Origin of the sequence: Desulfuribacillus stibiiarsenatis, assembly GCF_001742305.1 — a bacterium.
Taxonomy (GTDB): Bacteria; Bacillota; Bacilli; order Desulfuribacillales; family Desulfuribacillaceae; genus Desulfuribacillus_A; species Desulfuribacillus_A stibiiarsenatis.
Genome location: NZ_MJAT01000039.1, coordinates 16,585 through 35,038, shown reverse-complemented (window position 1 = coordinate 35,038; position 18,454 = coordinate 16,585). Strand labels below are relative to the sequence as shown.

General features: G+C 40.5%; 17 protein-coding genes and 1 pseudogene. 1 reads left to right on the top strand and 17 read right to left on the bottom strand.

The window, feature by feature from the left end; all coding sequences use genetic code 11:
* Window positions 1–106: 106 nt before the first annotated feature.
* From BHU72_RS14070 to BHU72_RS14040, 8 genes and pseudogenes are all read right to left on the bottom strand, one after another.
* On the bottom strand, window positions 107–892 hold the full coding sequence (locus BHU72_RS14070; protein WP_069703265.1) for a S1 family peptidase: 786 nt from the start codon (window positions 890–892) through the stop codon (window positions 107–109).
* 3 nt (window positions 893–895) lie between these two features.
* Window positions 896–1,357, bottom strand: coding sequence for a hypothetical protein (locus BHU72_RS14065; protein ID WP_069703264.1), 462 nt, complete (start codon window positions 1,355–1,357; stop codon window positions 896–898).
* Between the two features lie 368 nt (window positions 1,358–1,725).
* Window positions 1,726–2,478: a hypothetical protein gene (locus BHU72_RS14060; RefSeq protein ID WP_176720503.1), complete on the bottom strand. Its 753-nt coding sequence runs from the start codon at window positions 2,476–2,478 to the stop codon at window positions 1,726–1,728.
* A 185-nt stretch (window positions 2,479–2,663) separates the two neighbouring features.
* A complete protein-coding gene (locus tag BHU72_RS14055; RefSeq protein WP_069703262.1) occupies window positions 2,664–3,044 on the bottom strand; it encodes a retropepsin-like aspartic protease in 381 nt (126 codons plus the stop codon).
* Window positions 3,041–3,307 carry a hypothetical protein gene (locus BHU72_RS14050; protein WP_069703261.1) on the bottom strand — a complete coding sequence of 89 codons (267 nt, stop codon included), beginning with the start codon at window positions 3,305–3,307 and terminating at the stop codon, window positions 3,041–3,043. Before BHU72_RS14050 ends, BHU72_RS14055 begins: the two co-directional genes overlap by 4 nt.
* Before the next feature lie 270 nt (window positions 3,308–3,577).
* Window positions 3,578–4,645, bottom strand: coding sequence for a hypothetical protein (locus BHU72_RS14045; protein ID WP_069703260.1), 1,068 nt, complete (start codon window positions 4,643–4,645; stop codon window positions 3,578–3,580).
* Between the two features lie 129 nt (window positions 4,646–4,774).
* Window positions 4,775–5,224, bottom strand: a pseudogene (locus BHU72_RS15520) (tyrosine-type recombinase/integrase); the annotation flags it as partial.
* A gap of 121 nt (window positions 5,225–5,345) precedes the next feature.
* The gene (locus BHU72_RS14040; protein WP_069703259.1) at window positions 5,346–6,284 is read right to left on the bottom strand and encodes an L-lactate dehydrogenase; all 939 of its coding nucleotides are present in this window, start codon (window positions 6,282–6,284) and stop codon (window positions 5,346–5,348) included.
* Window positions 6,285–6,402: 118 nt separating this feature from the next.
* Between BHU72_RS14040 and BHU72_RS14035 the strand changes: the two genes are divergently transcribed.
* Window positions 6,403–6,927, top strand: a complete 525-nt coding sequence (locus BHU72_RS14035) for a small multi-drug export protein (RefSeq protein WP_069703258.1) — start codon at window positions 6,403–6,405, stop codon at window positions 6,925–6,927.
* 10 nt (window positions 6,928–6,937) lie between these two features.
* On the opposite strand, the gene lepB is transcribed toward BHU72_RS14035, so the two are convergent.
* The 9 genes from lepB to BHU72_RS13990 form a co-directional block, all read right to left on the bottom strand.
* Window positions 6,938–7,561, bottom strand: coding sequence for a signal peptidase I (gene lepB, locus BHU72_RS14030; protein ID WP_069703257.1), 624 nt, complete (start codon window positions 7,559–7,561; stop codon window positions 6,938–6,940).
* A 39-nt stretch (window positions 7,562–7,600) separates the two neighbouring features.
* Window positions 7,601–8,113: a GNAT family N-acetyltransferase gene (locus tag BHU72_RS14025; RefSeq protein ID WP_083248496.1), complete on the bottom strand. Its 513-nt coding sequence runs from the start codon at window positions 8,111–8,113 to the stop codon at window positions 7,601–7,603.
* A gap of 184 nt (window positions 8,114–8,297) precedes the next feature.
* Window positions 8,298–9,626, bottom strand: a complete 1,329-nt coding sequence (locus BHU72_RS14020) for a PLP-dependent cysteine synthase family protein (RefSeq protein WP_069703256.1) — start codon at window positions 9,624–9,626, stop codon at window positions 8,298–8,300.
* Window positions 9,627–9,706: 80 nt separating this feature from the next.
* The gene (locus BHU72_RS14015; protein ID WP_069703255.1) at window positions 9,707–10,903 is read right to left on the bottom strand and encodes a YgeY family selenium metabolism-linked hydrolase; all 1,197 of its coding nucleotides are present in this window, start codon (window positions 10,901–10,903) and stop codon (window positions 9,707–9,709) included.
* Between the two features lie 85 nt (window positions 10,904–10,988).
* On the bottom strand, window positions 10,989–12,233 hold the full coding sequence (gene thrC, locus BHU72_RS14010) for a threonine synthase (RefSeq protein WP_069703254.1): 1,245 nt from the start codon (window positions 12,231–12,233) through the stop codon (window positions 10,989–10,991).
* A gap of 19 nt (window positions 12,234–12,252) precedes the next feature.
* Entirely contained in the window at window positions 12,253–12,789 is a 537-nt protein-coding gene (locus BHU72_RS14005) for a cupin domain-containing protein (protein WP_069703253.1), read from the bottom strand.
* Between the two features lie 129 nt (window positions 12,790–12,918).
* The gene (gene ssnA / locus BHU72_RS14000) at window positions 12,919–14,247 is read right to left on the bottom strand and encodes a putative aminohydrolase SsnA (protein WP_069703252.1); all 1,329 of its coding nucleotides are present in this window, start codon (window positions 14,245–14,247) and stop codon (window positions 12,919–12,921) included.
* 12 nt (window positions 14,248–14,259) lie between these two features.
* Complete coding sequence (gene preA / locus BHU72_RS13995) at window positions 14,260–15,453, bottom strand: NAD-dependent dihydropyrimidine dehydrogenase subunit PreA (protein WP_069703251.1); 1,194 nt, start codon at window positions 15,451–15,453, stop codon at window positions 14,260–14,262.
* An 87-nt stretch (window positions 15,454–15,540) separates the two neighbouring features.
* A complete protein-coding gene (locus BHU72_RS13990) occupies window positions 15,541–18,363 on the bottom strand; it encodes a molybdopterin-dependent oxidoreductase (protein WP_069703250.1) in 2,823 nt (940 codons plus the stop codon).
* Between the last annotated feature and the right edge of the window lie 91 nt (window positions 18,364–18,454).

Here is an 18,454-nt window from a genome sequence, read left to right as displayed (position 1 = left end):
ACGTGCTTCCAGCACCTTTATGCTAATGCATTGTTCTACGATGGACTGTGCCCAGCGGAGCCAAGGATGGCGAAGCGTCTCACTTTAGAGCCCTTCTAAAACTAAACTAAATAATGTGCGGAGATATTTTTTGTACAAATCTTTTTAAATGCTCTAAAAAAGTAGTACTATTAATGACTTTTCCTAATCCCAAGAAAACACTGTCATTTCTAATAAAAGATTCTGTCAGAACACCTATGAACAAAATTCTTGTTCCTATTGTTATTCCACTATCAGTTGCGTAACTACCCTGATTATAGAGAAAAACAGGGCTTCCACTTGAACCAGGAAAAACACCAGCATCAATTAAAAAGCATTCCTCACCTTTGAACTTATTCCACATAGGAGTTGCCGTAATCCCTCTTCTGACTATTGGTGAAACATTATATGAATCATACAATCCACTTGGATAGCCGATAAAAGTGATTTCTTCAATTGCTGCTAATTCTTCAATTTGCTTTCGAGACGGAACTATTTCAGGTGTAATTGAACGGTAAAAAGCTGGCGTGTTTTTTTGCTTAAGATCATTCAATGTACTAGCAATTGGTATAGCAATTAAGTCAAGGTTCTCCAGTTTTCCATTAGCTATTACCGAACTATCAAATTCCACCCTAATTTTTTTCCCTTTTACTGGAGAATTGTTTTCTTGTCCCGCAAATTCAATTATCCCTCTTGTAACACCCTCAAGTACATGGTAGTTCGTCATTAAAAGTGGAATTGTAACATTAGGGTCTTCTTTCTGTGGGATAGAGAAGATAAAACCTGTTCCGCTAACCTGTTCCCCATTCTTTTTTTCTCCCCATATAGGAACGGTAGTATATAAAAGTTGCGTACTTATATTGTTAATATTCATATGCTATATCTCCTTTCCAATAGCTTTATCTGGATCTACTATTTCTACTAATAAGTCAGTTGCAATAATCTTCGGCTTCAAAATACTGATATATCTTAAAAAAAGATACGCCACACCTGTTCCCATAGCTACTATTGGGCAAAAAATAAATAAAAATTGTCCCTTTCTCGTTGTTAACTGTATGTCTGAAGCAAGTGCACTAAGGAATGCACCTAAACAAGTAGAAGAAATACCTAAAAATAATTCATACAGCGGGAATCTATCACTTGTTAGTAATTCCAATTTTTCTCTAACCCTTTTTAATTTACTTGCTTTTACCTCGACAATAAAATCATTTTTATCCTCTTCCGGTTGCTTAACTTCATATTGATAACTTGTAGTTACAACACTGTTGTCTGACTTTAACACAACGTCAGCAACTGGAAGACTTGATACTGTTTCTCTTGGTATAAATTCAACACTCATAGAATCACTTCCCTATTATCGTATTTTATACGTGTTTATTTCTCTTTATCTATATCAGTAGTATAAAGTAAGCGAATCAACTGTTTCTTTGTTTTCTACTCCAGATCACTTAGTGAGCCATGGACGGCGAGCGGCTCAAGTCGGGCACAGTCTGTCGTAGAACGGTTTGCATCACCGACACTACTGAGCCTTACAGGCGCAGACCGAGGGTTAGATAGCTCTTATCTTAGCCTCGGTCAAGGCGACTAGGTTAGGCTCAGGGGTGTAGTGCGGCAGTTGCTTCATGCTTATACAACTTTGCGTTTCTTCTTGTATCAAATGCTTCCGCACCCTTGTGCTGATGCGTTGTTAGAAGATGTATGATGACTTTACCTACTAAACATAATCTTTAACATCGTTTCAAAATCTTCACTAGGTCTATATAATGAATCGTCCTTTTCTGAACTTAAATCAATGTCTAAGTTATCAGAAAGAACGACTAAATTTTGTTCTGGCAAATTAGAGTTTCTTAAAAAAGTATCCTTATAGGTTTTAATATTTGCATCTAAGTACTTTTTTCTATGCACATTGCTTAAACTAGCAATCAAAACAAAGATTTTATTCTTCTTAATATCAAATGCATTTTGGTACTTCTCAAATTGTTCTTTCAACTCAATTATTTTTCGCTCTGGACTCTTATCAATGAGACCTTTTTCGAATCTTTCTTTATCATGTTCTACTCTTTTGTCAGAAAATATTTGTTGTATCCATCCAGCTTTCACTTTAATTTCAATAACAAATAACGTATTCCCTTCATGTTCAATTCTTATATCTGGCGCGCATTTGTTCTTTTGCCTTCTTAGCAACACCTTCCAGTAAAGGTCTTTAAAACTAGCAATATGATATATAACTCTAGCAATTAAAAATTCAACATCAGATGTGATAGGATTATGATATGCCGATTCAAAATTTACTTCATCATAGTCGTTTAGCTTGGCAGATTGATATAATTCATTAATTGCACGTAATATTTCTATTGTTATTTTCTTATCACTAACATATTTTTGCGCAATTTCAAATGCTTTTTGATCAATGCTTGCGTTATATGCTTTTTTTGTTTCTATAATAGAATTCGTCAACATATCCACCTCGTCCATCTTAATTCGCTTCAATATATCTTCTAACGTTCAGCATCTACGACATGACCCAGCCTTACATAGCTCTTATGTTAGGCTGGGTCACGTGTTGTCTGTATTAACTTCTTTGCTTATTCCTCGTACAACCGAGCGTAGATGCGTTGTTATACAACGTAGTTTGCTATTACATACTATTTAATCGAATATGTTTTATAATCTATTATTGATTTTTGTGCTATAAAGTAATCCGATCCTAATATTGCATCAAATCCATAAGTCTCTCGCGTAATTCCCAGTTGCAATCTAAAACCTTCTAAGACATTTGCATCTATTGTTAATCTTGATACTGGTTGCTCATAACACAATTCACTCTCTCCGCCTACTCCATACATCCTTTTAGCTTTGCCTTTAAATGGGTCAATTTCAATTCCCACTTCACCTGCTAGATCGGCATCGATAATCGTATTTGATGAACCTGTATCAATTAAAACATTATTTAATTCTATTTTTTTATCCTGGTATTCTATTCTCAACGAAACGATTGGCAAGCCGTTTTCTATTCGGATTTTCAATTATATCTCCCACTTCGTATTCCCACAAATTTTTCTTCTGTTACTTCAACATCTTCATTGCAAGTGTGGAAAATATACAATTCTCTAGTTCTGTCCTCTAGATGTATCTTTTTATATTCTTTCCATGCATCTGATGATTTGGTGAAATCTGAAATTACTGCCATCTCTTTAATTGTTCTTCTGTTGTCCGATGACTCTGCATTTAACGCCTCAATTAAAACCCATTTTTCTGGATACTGGTTTCTTACGTCTTGCCATTTCATAATATTCACCCCAAATCCTTCTTTTGATTACATTCTATATTATTTTTTTGTATTTTTCTATTCTTTGCGTAAAACTGCTTCCTATGTTGTATAACGTTTTGGCTTCACGACGTCCTGACCCCTTAGAGTCTCCGCTTATGGCTGTGAGCCTGCGAACGCCTAATGCGGTGACGTCCCGACGGGCTTAGGGGGCTGGATTTGGTCACTCGCTTCTCAGAGTGACCTGGAGCGTGAAGCTGGTGTTAGCAGATGTCTTCATCGACCCACTTATTACATAGCCTTCAGATCTTTAATAAGAGCCTCAACATTACTAGAGTACCTTGGGGAATCAATTTTCTCTACCATTATTTTCTTCTCAAGCTTATATTGCTTTTCAACATCTTCTATTTCAGACTTCAATGATATAATCTTATCTACGTAGCCTATATAACAATCTTCAATATGCTCCTCGCTCCTGAACATTAACCACTTATCCAAAATACGTCTCGAGGACAAATGGAAGTGCTCTTCTTTAGGGACTAATTGTGGATCTTTATTTATTTGGTCCAAGACATCATTTTCAGTGTTCATTAACTGATTACGCACATTAGACACTCTTGTATAATAATCATCCCACGATTCAAATTCGCTCTTATCTTGGAAAAATAAATTTACTTTCTTCTCATCAATTAAGCTGCTAAGAATCTGAGTAATCTCATACAATCTTACACTTGGTCTGTATTCTGTTTTTAAATCAATCCCGCCCTGAGAATAACCGCTACGTGAATCAATATACATCTCTTCTTGATATGCTGATTTATAGTATTCGATATAACCATTAACCATTTCGGCAAAATAAAACAAGTCATAAAAAGTGTTTGCAGATATTTCAGAGAGCTCTTTCTCGATTTCCAAAAAATTTTCCAGTATATTGTCTTGATTTATTTTATATGGCTCGAACGGTACTTCTCGACCATTAAAACTTCTATATGGAGTCTCATATCGTGCCCATATCCACAATCCCCATAGCATCTTCAATTCTCTTTCAATATACGTTGAAATAACATTTGAACGATTTTTCATCTTCTTATGGGCAACAATCAGTTCTTCTGTCTCTTTGGCGATATTTGATCTAGCTTGTACATATATAGCACTACTGACAGCCAATCCCGCGCCTACCATACCCCCAACCAAAGCAATATAGTCACTCTTATAAGTTCTCAAATCAAATAAAATCCAATTCAATATAGCTTTAAGCAAATCGATCTTTAGCAAAATTGGACTGAGCACTAATATTATTGCTGCTACAACAAAGATATAAAATGATATTGTCTGTAACTTAGATTTTCTCTTACTCATAATAACCTCCCCGAAACCGAGATGATGATGTCTGCTAACTACTTCTTTACCGAACAATAGGTTCGTCTAAGCTCCTAAAATGGATTGTTAGGCGAATAGTGTTTCGGGTAAATATACTCTAGTGGTATATTATAGTGTTAATTTATCTAGCGGACTTTTAATATTTGATAGACTTGTTTTTGTAACATGTGTATAGATTTCTGTTGTCTTTGAATTATTATGTCCTAGTAGTTCTTGAATATATCGCAAATCTGTACCTCCTTCTAGTAAATGGGTAGCAAATGAGTGCCGCAAGCTATGTAATGATACTTCTTTATTAATTTTTGCACTATCGCATGCTTTTTTAAAAACCTTTTGAAGCGACCTTTCATGTAAATGTCGACTTTCGCTTTCACCTGGGAATAGCCACTTCCCAGGTCTTTCCGTATTAATGTAATCCTTAAGATATTGTAAGACCGTAACTGACAATAGTGTATAACGATCTTTTCTGCCCTTAGCACTTTTGATGTGAATTAACTTGCGGTCAAAATCTATATCCTCTGGTCTAAGTGATGTTATCTCACCTACGCGTAACCCAGCAGAATACGCAAGCTATATGTTCCTCATTATTTTATTGTATAGCATAGCAAAATTATATCTTTACTGGAATTCATTTACAACAAAAAACCCCTTTCGAATTAAGGGGTTCATTGCTTGCTTTTTAGGGTAATTGTCGATTTATATCCTTTATTTTCTTCGCTGAGGCTTGGAAAGCCTTCTGTTCTTCTTCATTAAGTGGTAACGATATGACCTGTTTTACACCATCTCGATTGATAATCGATGGTATTCCCATAAACACATCTTCCACATCGTAATAGTCTTCTATATATGAGGATACAGATAGTACTGCATTTTCATTTCCTAATATGGCACGAACAATACGGTCAAGTGCTACGGCAATCGCATAGTAGGTTGCGCCTTTCGCTTGTATGATTTCATAGGCTGCGTCTCTCGTCTTTTCATAGATATCCTGCTTTTCTTCTGCTGTCAGTATCTGTTGTGTCCAATGCTCGAGGGTAACCCCACCTACATTCGCCAAGCTCCATACAGCGAGTTCTGAATCCCCATGTTCACCGATAATATGTGCATGCACACTTCTTGGATCGACATCTAACTTCTGACTTAATAAGTAGCGGAATCTTGCGGAGTCGAGTACTGTTCCTGAACCAATAACCTTTTCTTTCGGATAGCCGGATTCTTTCCACGTGTAGTATGTAAGTACATCTACAGGGTTTGTGGCTACTAATAAAATAGCTGTTGTCGTGTGCTTGGTAATTTCATGAATCATCGTTTTAAAGATTGATGCATTCTTGTTTAGCAGGTCAATCCTTGTTTCCCCTGGTTTCTGATTGGCCCCTGCCGTTAGAACAATGATGTCGGCATCCTTACAGTCAGAATAATCTCCTACTTTAATCTGAATCGGGTGCAATAACGGCAGACCATGGTTAATGTCTAGCATGTCTCCTCGTGCTTTCTGTTCGTTAATATCAATAAGGACTAGCTCTTGAATTCCACCCTTAATTGCCAATGTATACGCCAATGTGGCACCAACATTTCCTATCCCTACTACCACTACCTTTGACTGCGTTCGATGAACCATCCATACACCCCTTATCATAATAATGCAACGTCTGTATTATTACTATGCATTAGTTTTGAGATTTCTTAACAATAGTATACAATATGTAAGTAAAAATATTTCAGAATGGGGCAGAATGATGAGTTTTTTGGTTGAGTTATGGGAGTATGTTGTAATTTTCACCTTAGCCGCTATCCCGTGGATAGAGATTGCCGTAGTTATACCGATTGGAATCGCCGCAGGCCTATCACCATTCTGGGTTACTGCTGTTGCCTTTATAGGGAATTGGCTACCAGTTCTGCTCATTATTGTACTATATGAAAAATGGCAAATCTGGCGCGCAAAGCGCAGAGAACGCCAAACTTCTATTGAACGGACGGATGAGGAACCTGCTCAGATTGTAGGAGAATCCACTCAAGTTGAAGAAGGAACTAAAAAAGGAAAACGCGCACAGAGAATTTGGAATCGGTACGGTCTTCCTGGATTAGCCCTATTAGCACCTGCAATTACTGGGATCCATCTAGCTGCCGTAATGGCCCTAGCATTGAAAAGCTCAAAGCGCGCTACTTTGGTTTGGATGACCATTAGCCTTGTCGTATGGGCTGTGGGTATGGGACTGGTATCTTATTACGGTTTAGAGTGGTTTGATTTCATCAAAAGGTAGTTTCTCTCTATTAAAACATTGTCATTCGATTAAACGGGTAGTATCGGAAGGACACCTTACCCACTACATGATCTGTCGGTATAGGGCCAACTTGACGGCTATCATAGCTATTGTTACGGTTATCTCCCATTAAGAAGACATGTCCTTCTGGGACTTCCACTGGTTCGAAAGGGAACACCATTTGATCAATAATATACGGTTCTGCTAATGGTACGCCATTCCGATAAATATAGCCATCGATAAACTCTAACGTATCGCCCGCTTCCCCAATCACCCTTTTTATCCAGTACTTGCTGTCGCTATCCTGCTTAGTCTTATCAATCATTCGAATTAATGGACTATCTTTAAGTCTCTTAATGATTGTTCTCTTTTCGCTAAAACCACTATCTATCACTACCATATCGCCATATTTCGGTTCGCTGCCAAGTAAATACGGAGTCTTGAAAATGAACACACGATCTCCCTCTTGTTCCTTGTTATGAGGATCTTCCCCGATAAATGTTGGTTCCATGGAACTACCATTTACTTCATAAGGCTGCAAGACAAATACCGTAATTAACAATGAACATGCAAAAACAACCAGGGTTGTTCTTATCCAATAGCCTATCTCAAGAAAAAAATCTTTATATGTCATCTTCACTCACTCCTTTATCGCTATTCTACCATGCCTAGCTTATTCTAACCAATGATACATGACATAGGCGTCTACTAGGCCTTTTTCCAGATGACGAAACGCCTTAGGAAGTGTTCCTACGATCGAAAACCCACAGCTTTGCCATAGATTTACGGCTATCGTGTTCGTACTAACGACAAAATTAAACTGCATCGCCAAAAATCCAAGGGCCTTTGCTTGCGCTTTAGAATGTTCACATAACATCCTCCCAAGTCCTAGCCCCCTTGCTTCTGGGCTTACCACGTAGCCCGAGTTGCAAACATGGTTTCCTAGGCCAATTTGATTCGCCTTAATGTAATATGTTCCTATTGGCTTATGGTCTTGGATGGCTACATAGGTTGCAATAGGTACTTCCATCCACAGATGAAATGCTTCTTCCTCTGTCATCTCCGGCGGATGTGGGTAGCTATCACCTTTTTGAAATACTGGTTGTAATAACCCCCATACCTCTAAAAAATCATCTTCCGTTGCTATCCGTATTGTGATATCACAACATTCTAACTTGTGCTCCATGCAAAGTTCCTCCGCACTATATCTCCTGCTTATTTTACCCAATCTTATTAGTCTTAACTTTTAATAGTTATGCTCACATATTCTCAGTGTACTGTAATAGCGCGATTCGCTCAACTTAAATGTTTATTAAATATCAATAAAGCAAAAATTTAAGGACGGCAAAATGATTGCCGCCCTCCTTTAACTATTTTCCGCGCTTTTCTTTGATTTTCTCGTCATATTCCTTGTACTTCTCATATTCGCTATCCCAGAATTCCATAGACTTCATAGCGTCAAGGTATTCCTGAGCATATCCGAACGGCAACCAGTCATGTTCTTTCTGCTTAAATAGCTGCTCTTTGCCATCTTGGCCACGGAAATCATACACATGTCTCGTGTCTGCTTCCATGAAAATATCACGATACCAACGATCCAATACATTATCTGTTACTTCTAGTTCACGCTCAGCCAGTTCCTCAAGTACGGAATTATAACGGTCAAAACCATCCGTAGCAATTGTCACTACGTTGTCGTCTGGCCCAAGCTTCAGATACTTCGCCATCTTAATTGCACCAAGGATGTTGCAAAGCCCTGATACTCCGAACAACCCAGTCAGCTCTTTAAATCTCTCTTGCACCACTTGTAAACCACGTACACATTCATCATCCTTCACAAGGGTTACGAAGTCTGTCGTTAATACGTTATGGATTAGTGTACACATCTTGTCGCCGATACCTTCAATACGGTGTTGGCCTAGACCGCCATTTGCTAATGTAGAGCACTCATATGGCTCAAGAGCAACAATCTTTGCTTCTGGGAAGACTGCTTTGATTTGGTCCCCTGCAGCAATTGTGCCCGCAGATCCTGGCGCACTTGTAAAGCAAGCAACACGGCCATTGCCTATGCCTTTGACTGCCTCAATTGCAGAGTTTCCTGTTACATGGCGGTGGAATCGGTAGTTCGGCATTAGCTCAAACTGTGCTAATGGTCTATTCTTAGGATCTTTCTTTAATTCATAGGTTCTTTGTAATGTTAAAATGACATCTGATTCTGTGCCCGGCGTTAAATCAAGCTTCGCCCCATATCTTTGAATACGCTCATAACGCTCTTTACTCATGTTATCTGGCATGATTACGATTGCATCATAACCCATTAGGTTACAGATATACGATACACCAATTCCAAAGTTTCCTGTTGATGGACCTAAAATCGTATGCTCGCCAGGAAGAATTTCGCCATCTACGCAACCTTCGATCAGTGTGGAATACGCTGGCCCTACTTTATGAGAGCCTGATGGGAAGTATGTTCCAAGCATGACTACTATGTTCGCATCTACACCTGTTAGTTCCTTTGGTAGCACTACTTTGCGGACTTGCCCCTCTTTATCCTTCCAAGAAATGTTGAAAAGATTGATTGGATCAAGTTCATTCTGCTCAGCCGCTTGGATTGCTTGCTGACGGATTTGTGGGTTTATGGTGTCAGGATTTAGCATTTCTTCATACGTTGGACCAAATGGTACCTTGTTGTTTGTCATTTTAGAATCTCCTCTTTTATTTGATTTTGTAAAGTTGTGATTTTGTAAAGTTCTATTGTTTTCAATGATCCAATTTTGTCTTACTTCGCGATTGCTTGCGCTAATGCGATATAGCCCTTCATTGCACCTTCTAATTGGCTAATCTCAATGTATTCGTCTACGGAGTGGGCAAGATTTTCTCTAGATGGCCCAAACCCTATGGTATCAATGCCCCTTACTCCTGCGCTTTGGCTTCCGTTGGTGCAGAATGAGTACGTATTAATCACTGCTTCTAGTCCAGAGTCTTGTAATGCCTTTTCCGCTGTTAATACTGTTTCGCTATTCCGATCTAATAACCAGCCTGGGAAGAAACGTAGTCCGTTCATTTTCTCTCCCGTGTAGCAATTCGCCTCACCACGGACGAATTCTACCTTAGCGGAGATTTCCGTATCTACTGCTTTAGCCTTATCAATGACCTCTTGTAATTGAGCAATTACGCTCTCTTCCGTTTCACCTACAAGCAGTCTTCGGTCAATCGTAATTCGGCATTGATTCGGTACTACGGATGCACCAGGATATGGTGTGGAGATAATATCTGTGACTACAGCGATTCCCTTTCCTAGCACAGGGTGCACTGTAGGCTCTAACTTCTCTAACTCTTGGATGATTGGGTACATTTTCACGACTGCGTTAATTCCCACTTGCGGATTGGCGGAATGGGCTGATTTCCCGTAGTTATAGATGGCGATTTCCCCGCGTCCACGCTGCCCTATGTTTAATTTCAATTCTGTGGCTTCGCCTATAACGACCACATCTGGACTCGTTTCATTGAGAACATTGTCAAAGGCAATTCCTTCAAAAATTTCTTCATGAACAGTTCCACTGACATAAATATCTCCCGCAGGCCTTTCGCCACTTTGGGCGATTGCTCCCGCAGCATAGACCATCGCCGCAACGGCACCCTTCATATCCGTTGCACCACGACCATACACTTTTCCATCCATAATATCGCCGCCATATGGCTTCTTCGTCCATTGGTTCGTGTCAGAAACAGGGACTGTATCAATATGCCCATCGAAAAGAATCGATTTTGGCTTTGAGCCATCAGCAGAAATGCCTGTTCCTTTAATTTTTCCTATGACATTACCATACTTATCAATCCAAATCTCATCATATCCAAGGGTTTTCATTTCAGTAGCAATACACTTCGCTACTTCTTCTTCCTCGCCGGAAATGCTAGGAATGCGTATTAATCTCTGACAAAAGTCTACCATTTTGCTTGCAAAAGCATCTGCCATGTAACTTCCTCCCAAACGGTTCTATCGTAATACCTAATAGATTCTATCTCTTTAATCACTTTAATATTTCATTGCTATCTATTGATTATTTCATATTATGGAATAAGTCTATTTTATCTAGCTCTTTCACATCTGGCTCAAGTTTCAATGGCTCTCCTGCTGCTTGAATCGCATTCTGTACGTCCTTTAGGCCATTCCCTGTACAGATGAATGCAACGCTTTCCGTACTTACAATTGTCTGCTCCTGTAATGCCTTTATCAGCCCTGCAAGCCCTGTCACACCTGCTGGCTCTCCAAAGATTCCTTCCAGTGAACCTAATAGTTTCATAGCTGCTAGAATCTCTTCATCGGTAACTGTAATATACGTACCTTGGGAGTCCTTGACTGCTCGAAGTGCCTTAATTGGATTGCGTGGTACACCTACTGCAATACTATCGGCAATGGTATTCTCTTCTGTTGGTTCGAACGGCTTATTCTCTAGGAATGCCTTATATAAAGGGCTACAGCCCGCCGCTTGAACAGCTAGTATTTTGGGAATTCTATCAATTAAGCCAATCTGATGTAAGTCATAGAATCCCTTGTAAACACCAGCCACCGTACAACCATCACCTACAGAGACTACGACCCAATCTGGTACCTGCCATTCCAACTGCTCTGCAATCTCTAGGGAAACCGTCTTTTTCCCTTCGACTAAATGCGGGTTAATTGCTGCGTTCCGATTATACCAGCCCCATTTCTCAATAGCTGCTGCTGACATTTCAAAGGTCTGCTGATAATTCCCCTTAACACTGATAACATTGGCGCCATAGATGAGGAGTTGAGCGACCTTTCCCTGCGGCGCACGTTCCGGTACGAAAATCACCGTCTTCAAGCCCATACTTGCGGCGTTCCCCGCTAATGAAGATGCTGCATTTCCCGTGGAGCTACATGCAATCGTGTCCCAACCAGCTTCCATAGCCTTCGCTACAGCTACTGCCGATGCTCGATCCTTTAACGAACCCGTAGGATTTAGTCCATCATCTTTTATATATAGTTTCTCTAAGCCAAGGTGCTTGGCAAGCCGCTCCGAACGGTATAGAGGCGTCCAGCCCACCTTTAAGGTTTGCTTTAGCTTTTTCCCTTCGATAGACATGAGTGGTGCATACCGCCACATCGTATAGTTCTTATTTTCTGCAAAATATTTCTTGTCGATATGTCCTTTCAAGAACTCATAATCGTATTTCACATCGAGGATTCCCTCAGTACCACAACTAGGGCAGGTGTAGGTACTAGGATTCCATTCCAAGTCCTTATTACATATGGTACATGTAAAACCTAATAACTTCTTCATGCATATCACCCCTTGTATTTTAAAACGCTGGTGGTGTGACAGAGGATATAAACAGTAAGTCCTCCGTCCCCGTACTTTCTATCTTATGGGGAATACTTGATAAATAGTAAATACTATCTCCTTCATCGAGTACATATTCATCGTTGCCAATTGTGATCTTCATTTTCCCTTGCATCACTACGATTCCTTCTTCGCCTGGATGGCTTAAAGGTTCCTCACAAGTGACTGCCCCCGGCTCTAACCGCGCCATGAACATTTCCATTTGCCGATTGAGATCAGGTGTTAGGAGCTCATAGGTTAAATGAGACGATGGAAAGTTCAACTTTTTCCGTTCATGCTTCCTTACCACAGGATTCTGTTCCTTAGTTTCCATGAGAAAATAAAAGATTGGGACCTCAAGGGCCTCGGCAATTCTTCTTAAGGAAGTAATCGAAGGGTCAGCCAAATCTCGCTCCACTTGACTGATAAAGCCAGAGGTAAGACCTGTTTTATCTGCTACTTCTTTAATACTCATATTTAATTCTTTTCGTTTTGTACGAATTCGTTCCCCTAGCACCCTAGTCACCTCCTGCTAATTCTGCTGGTTCTATATTTTTCTACTATTAATTTTTTCGGTATTCTTTGTTTTCTGTGATATTTAACTTTGGTGCTTTGTGTTTTTGTTTTGTGTTTTGTGTTTTGTGTTCTACAATTGACTCCATAGAGTCTTTGCTAGCTGGCGCGCCATTCTTGTGATTTCTTTTTCATCTATTTCAACAAGCTGACGATCACACATACGGATTTTACCTCCGATAATTGTGGTATTCACCATTCCACCAGATACCCCAAACAATAAGTGACCATAGTAATTGTCCTTATGAATCGGTGTTGTCGGATGATAGTCTATAGTGATTACATCTGCATAAGCTCCAGGCTTAAGTACACCTAACGGTTGGCCAAAATGATTCGTTAAGATTTCACGGTTGTTCGTAAATATCATTTGCGGAATTTCCACCCATGCTGCTTGAGGATCCTTGTTTTCATGCTTGTGCAAAAGATTACCAACCTTTATGCCTTCAAACATGTCTGAGGTATATCCATCCGTACCCATTCCCACTCGCATACCAGCTTCAAGAAACTTTTTGATTGGTGCACATCCGACGGCATTCCCCATATTCGATTCTGGGTTATGGGCTACAGCCGTTTGTGTCCTTACCAGAATATCAATCTCCTGTTCCGTGATATGAACACAGTGGGCCGCAATTGTCTTAGGGCCAAGTAGCCTAAACTTTTCTAACCGTTCTACCACACTTATGCCAAATTGCCTTTCTGTTTCTTCTACATCAAAACGATCCTCTGCCACATGAATGTGAATCCCTGAGTTTAAATCCTTACAGACTGTGGCACAATGCTCAAGGGTTTGGTCACTGACAGTAAAGGAAGCATGAATTCCAAAGGTCCCTTTTAAAAGGGGATTATCAGCCTTCTGTGTATATTCAATAAACCGCTTATTCTCTTCTATCCCTTGTTTCGTAACTTTCTCGCCATCTCGATCAGATACCTCGTAGCAAAGGGAAGTACGGATACCTGTAAACTCCGCCGCCTTTGCAATATGGAGTAAGCTTTCAGTTACGGCAAATGGACTGGCGTGGTGATCAATGATTGTTGTTGTTCCGTTTTTAATGTTTTCTATCATTGAGACGAGGGCGCTGTAGTATACCGCTTCTAGGTTCAATGCTTTATCAAGTTTCCACCATAAACGCTCTAGAATTTGCGGAAAGTTCTGAGCCGGCTCTCCCGGAACAGCCATACCTCTCGCAAAAGCACTATAAAAGTGGGTATGAATATTCGTCATACCTGGCATTATCAGACCATGCTTCGCGTCAATAAAGGTCACATCAGAAAATCTTTGCATTAGGTCTTCCGTTTTCCCGACATCTAGTATCCTATCTTTCTCAATAAGGACCGCGCCATTTTCTATTACCCTTTGTTGATCGTCTAGAGTAATTACGGTTCCATTTCCTACGATAATCATAGAATGGACCCCCTAAAGAAACTTCATCGTTAAGCAGTTTGGTACTGGGCAAATCGTTGTACAAAAACCGCACCCAACGCAACGCTGCTCATCAACAATCGGGCGCTTATCTGCATCTCGAGTAATTGCTTGGTGTCCACCATCATAGCAGGCAATTGTACAGCGCCCACATTTGATACAAATTTCATGGTTCACAGTAGCCAGTGCTTTATGATGACGTGGAAGTTGCGAATGCTCGACTAAATTCGGTAATGCTTTACCGACAATTTCTTCAACCGATTGAAAACCATGACGTTTCATATAACCCGTTAATCCATCCACTAGTTCATCAATTACACCAAAGCCTTTTTGCATAACCACAGTACATAATTGCAGGTTTCTCGCACCCATTAGTAGAAATTCTACTGCGTCCTGCCATGTCGTAATACCACCTGTGGCTGTAATTGGGATATCGACCTTTTTCGCAATTTCTGCTACACAACGCAGAGCTACGGGCTTTATTGCCGCTCCCGAAATCCCTCCAATCGAAGACTTTCCGTTTACGTTCGGATATGGAATGAAGTTATCGATATCGACACCGATAATCCCTTTTACTGTGTTAATAGCGGATACCCCATCAGCTCCTGAAGCCTTAACGGCTGCTGCCGATGCTGAAATATCTGCAATTTGTGGAGTGAGTTTAATAACCACTGGAATCTTCTTCGCTGCTTCTTTGATCCAACGGGCTGTACGCTCTGTAAGCTCCGGACTCTGTCCGATTGTACTTCCCATACCCTTTTCCGGCATCCCGTGAGGACAAGAAAAGCTACATTCAATCATGTCAGCCCCAGCAATTTCTAGACGGCGCACTAGCTCCTGCCAGTCTTCCTTCTTCTGTCCCATGATACTAGCTACGACTACGCGGTCTGGGAATTCCTTCTTTAATTGTTTCACACTTTTCTCGATAACATCTACATGGTAAATCGAGATTAAATCAATATTTTGCAACGCCATCAACTTACGCTTTTCAAAATCAGTTCCCGCCATCATTGGGTACGCTAAATTAATTTCTTCACTTTCTACAGATGTTGTCTTTAGTACTGCCCCACCCCAGCCTGCTTCAAATGCACGTGCTACCATATCTGCGTGGTCTGTTGTTGGTGCTGCTGCTAGAACGAATGGATTCGGATACTTTACCCCACAGAATTCTAATGATAAATCTACCATTTTACCCTCTCCTTTTTTGTAATCTAAAAGATTCTATGTTTTTCTATCTTTGCTTTTCTATAATCCCTGCTGTTCTTGATCTCTGCTCTATGCTTTCTGCTCTATCAATTCCTTTAATACCTTAGCTTTAATTGGTAAGGAGTGAATACGAACACCAACTGCATCATATATTGCGTTAGCAATTGCCGGTGCTACTGGGTTAATCGGAATCTCGCCCATCCCCTTTGCTCCCAAAGGTCCATCTGGCTGATCTACTTCCACAATAAATGTTTCTATTTCTGGTATATCCAACGTTTTAGGAATCTTTAACTTTGCTAGAGTATCTGTAACAATTGTATTGTCCTGAATGATATATTCTTCCGATAATGCATACCCGACACCCATCGCTACTGAACCTTCAATCTGCCCCTTTACGTTCTGCGGATGAATTGCTTTCCCTACATCCTGGGCGGCAAAAATCGATAGAACTTTCACTTCCCCAGTATCCTCATCAACCTCTACTAATGCAGCATGGGTCCCAAAACAATACGCGTAATGGATATCGAACTCCTCAACGGTAACGCCAGCCTCATGGTCTGCACTGGCACGTAATGGATATGTTGTTGGTGGATTGTATCTAGTAAGGACTTCTAGTTTCGTACCTTTTGATTTAGCACATTGGTAGATTGTCTTTAACGTTGACTGCTGTTTCTCTACTGCCATACCCTGAAACTGCATACAGGCATCTGTCCGTTGACTACAACGATTCGCTAATTGATTTAAAGCTTGTTTCCATTCTTCCGCTGCTAGCTTGACTGCATTTCCAGTCACATAGGTTTGACGAGAAGCTGTAGTCATCCCACCATCAGGACATAAAGCAGTATCACAAGAAATAACGTCGATGAGCTCGTAATCAATATGCAGAACTGCCGCTGCAATCTGCGCCATAACTGTATCTGATCCTTGGCCAATATCGGTTGCCCCGATTTTTAGGAGTAAACGACCGTTCTCTTGTAGCTCTAACGCCGCGTCGGCAAAATCTGGTTTTCCAGTTCCTAACCCTACGTTTTTATATGAGCTGGCAAAGCCTATGCCAATTTTCTTCGTACCTGTGTTACTATTTATTTTCTCCTTAGATGCATTGAGCCATTGTGTCCATTTGCTCTTAACTGCTTCATCAATTACATTCAGTGTCTCTAAGTATCCGACACCATCACGTAATACTTGGCCTGTAATCGTTTCTTTACCTACATCAAGACCATTTAAGCGACGGAATTCAACTGGATTCATCGATAATGCTGTCGCCAATTTATCCATTTGTATCTCCGCTGCAAAGCTTACTTGGGTGCTACCAAATCCTCGAAATGCCCCGGCGGGATTATTATTGGTATAGATACCATAAGAATCTGCTTTTACATTCGGTATTTGATATGGACCTGAGGCAACAACGGCTGCTCGGAATACTACAGGTTTTGTTAAAGACATATACGCCCCCGCATCGCATATCGCTTTTGATTCGAATGCTACAAGCTTACCGTCTTTCGTTACACCGTGTTTCATATATATGTGAACTGCATGTCTTTTCGTCGACATGCGAATCGAATCTTCTCTCGTCATCGTCATTTTCACTGGGAGTCCTGTCTTTATCGCTGCCAGTGCGGCATGAATCTGTACCGTAGGTTCTTCCTTCCCACCGAATGCGCCACCACAAGGGGTATATATCACTCTAACTTTTTCTAACGGCATATCTAAGCTTTTTGCAATCATATCCTGAAAAGGTATTGACCCCTGATTTCCTGTCCAGATTTCTATAGATCCGTCAAATAAAGGTTTCACTAAACATGCTTCTGGCTCGAGATACGCATGCTCGATAGCCGGTGTATAATAGTTTCCTTCAATAATAATATCAGCTTTGGCAAAGCCTTTTTCTAAATTTCCTTTACGCACTTTTACATGATCCACGATATTTCCTGCGTCATGGACCTTCACTGCCGTTTCTTCCATGCCTTCTACCGCTGAAAAAACTGCAGGTAATGGCTGATATTGAACACGAATGCGTTTCACAGCCTCATCGGCTTTTTCCTGCGTCTCAGCAAAGACTGCCGCCACTGCTTCTCCTAAATATCGAATCCGCTTTTCTGCTAATACCGGCTGCTGAGGAACGATTAATCCAAAGCTATTACGACCAGGAATGTCCTTGCCCGTGAGAATGAGCTTTACGCCTGGTAGTGACTCTGCTTCCTTCGTATCAATTGCTAGAATATCTGCATGGGATTCTGTGCTAAATAGTAGCCTACCGTATAGCATATCTTCTGCATAATAGTCGTCTGCAAAAATCCCTTTTCCAGTCACCTTTGCGACAACATCCTTACGGACCTTGGACACACCCATTACTTGAGATTCGGTATATTGATTGAATTCCTTCCCGTTATATTGATCTGCCTGTTCGTTTACTTTTTTCATTTCCTGTAGCATGTTTGCTGCTGTTCTAACCGCCTGAAATATCGTTACATAGCCCGTACAGCGGCAAAGATTATTCTTTAGTGCAAACTTGATTTCTTCATCTGTTGGCTCCAAGTTCTTATCCAGTAATGCCTTTGTCGCTAACACCATTCCCGGCGTGCAAAAGCCACATTGAATCGCACCTTCTGTCACAAACGCCGATTGAATCGGATGTAGCTCTCCGTCTTCCGAAAGTCCTTCGATGGTTTCAATGACGGAACCGTCCTTGACTTTCCCCATACGAACTAAACAGGCTCGCTTGGCTTCCCCATCTATAATAATCGTACAAGTACCACAGTGCCCCTTTGCGCAGCCATTCTTAGCACCTAATAAGCCTAAGTTGTCGCGTAAAAATTGTAGCAATGTCATTTTTTCGTCTACTTCACGTTGTATCAAAACCCCATTAACCTGTAATGAAATGTTTAGCATATCCTCACCTCATTGAGACTATCTAATTTTTATTTCATTCTATCATCTGTAAGGACTATATATCTATCCATATGCTACATGATTGGACAAA

Bases quoted from the DNA above. Each gene is read 5' to 3' on its own strand.
- BHU72_RS14070 (WP_069703265.1), bottom strand. From the start codon at position 892: ATGAATATTAACAATATAAGTACGCAACTTTTATATACTACCGTTCCT.
- BHU72_RS14065 (WP_069703264.1), bottom strand. From the start codon at position 1,357: ATGAGTGTTGAATTTATACCAAGAGAAACAGTATCAAGTCTTCCAGTT.
- BHU72_RS14060 (WP_176720503.1), bottom strand. From the start codon at position 2,478: ATGTTGACGAATTCTATTATAGAAACAAAAAAAGCATATAACGCAAGC.
- BHU72_RS14050 (WP_069703261.1), bottom strand. From the start codon at position 3,307: ATGAAATGGCAAGACGTAAGAAACCAGTATCCAGAAAAATGGGTTTTA.
- BHU72_RS14045 (WP_069703260.1), bottom strand. From the start codon at position 4,645: ATGAGTAAGAGAAAATCTAAGTTACAGACAATATCATTTTATATCTTT.
- BHU72_RS14040 (WP_069703259.1), bottom strand. From the start codon at position 6,284: ATGGTTCATCGAACGCAGTCAAAGGTAGTGGTAGTAGGGATAGGAAAT.
- BHU72_RS14035 (WP_069703258.1), top strand. From the start codon at position 6,403: ATGAGTTTTTTGGTTGAGTTATGGGAGTATGTTGTAATTTTCACCTTA.
- lepB (WP_069703257.1), bottom strand. From the start codon at position 7,561: ATGACATATAAAGATTTTTTTCTTGAGATAGGCTATTGGATAAGAACA.
- BHU72_RS14025 (WP_083248496.1), bottom strand. From the start codon at position 8,113: ATGGAGCACAAGTTAGAATGTTGTGATATCACAATACGGATAGCAACG.
- BHU72_RS14020 (WP_069703256.1), bottom strand. From the start codon at position 9,626: ATGACAAACAACAAGGTACCATTTGGTCCAACGTATGAAGAAATGCTA.
- BHU72_RS14015 (WP_069703255.1), bottom strand. From the start codon at position 10,903: ATGGCAGATGCTTTTGCAAGCAAAATGGTAGACTTTTGTCAGAGATTA.
- thrC (WP_069703254.1), bottom strand. From the start codon at position 12,233: ATGAAGAAGTTATTAGGTTTTACATGTACCATATGTAATAAGGACTTG.
- ssnA (WP_069703252.1), bottom strand. From the start codon at position 14,247: ATGATTATCGTAGGAAATGGAACCGTAATTACTCTAGACGATCAACAA.
- preA (WP_069703251.1), bottom strand. From the start codon at position 15,453: ATGGTAGATTTATCATTAGAATTCTGTGGGGTAAAGTATCCGAATCCA.
- BHU72_RS13990 (WP_069703250.1), bottom strand. From the start codon at position 18,363: ATGCTAAACATTTCATTACAGGTTAATGGGGTTTTGATACAACGTGAA.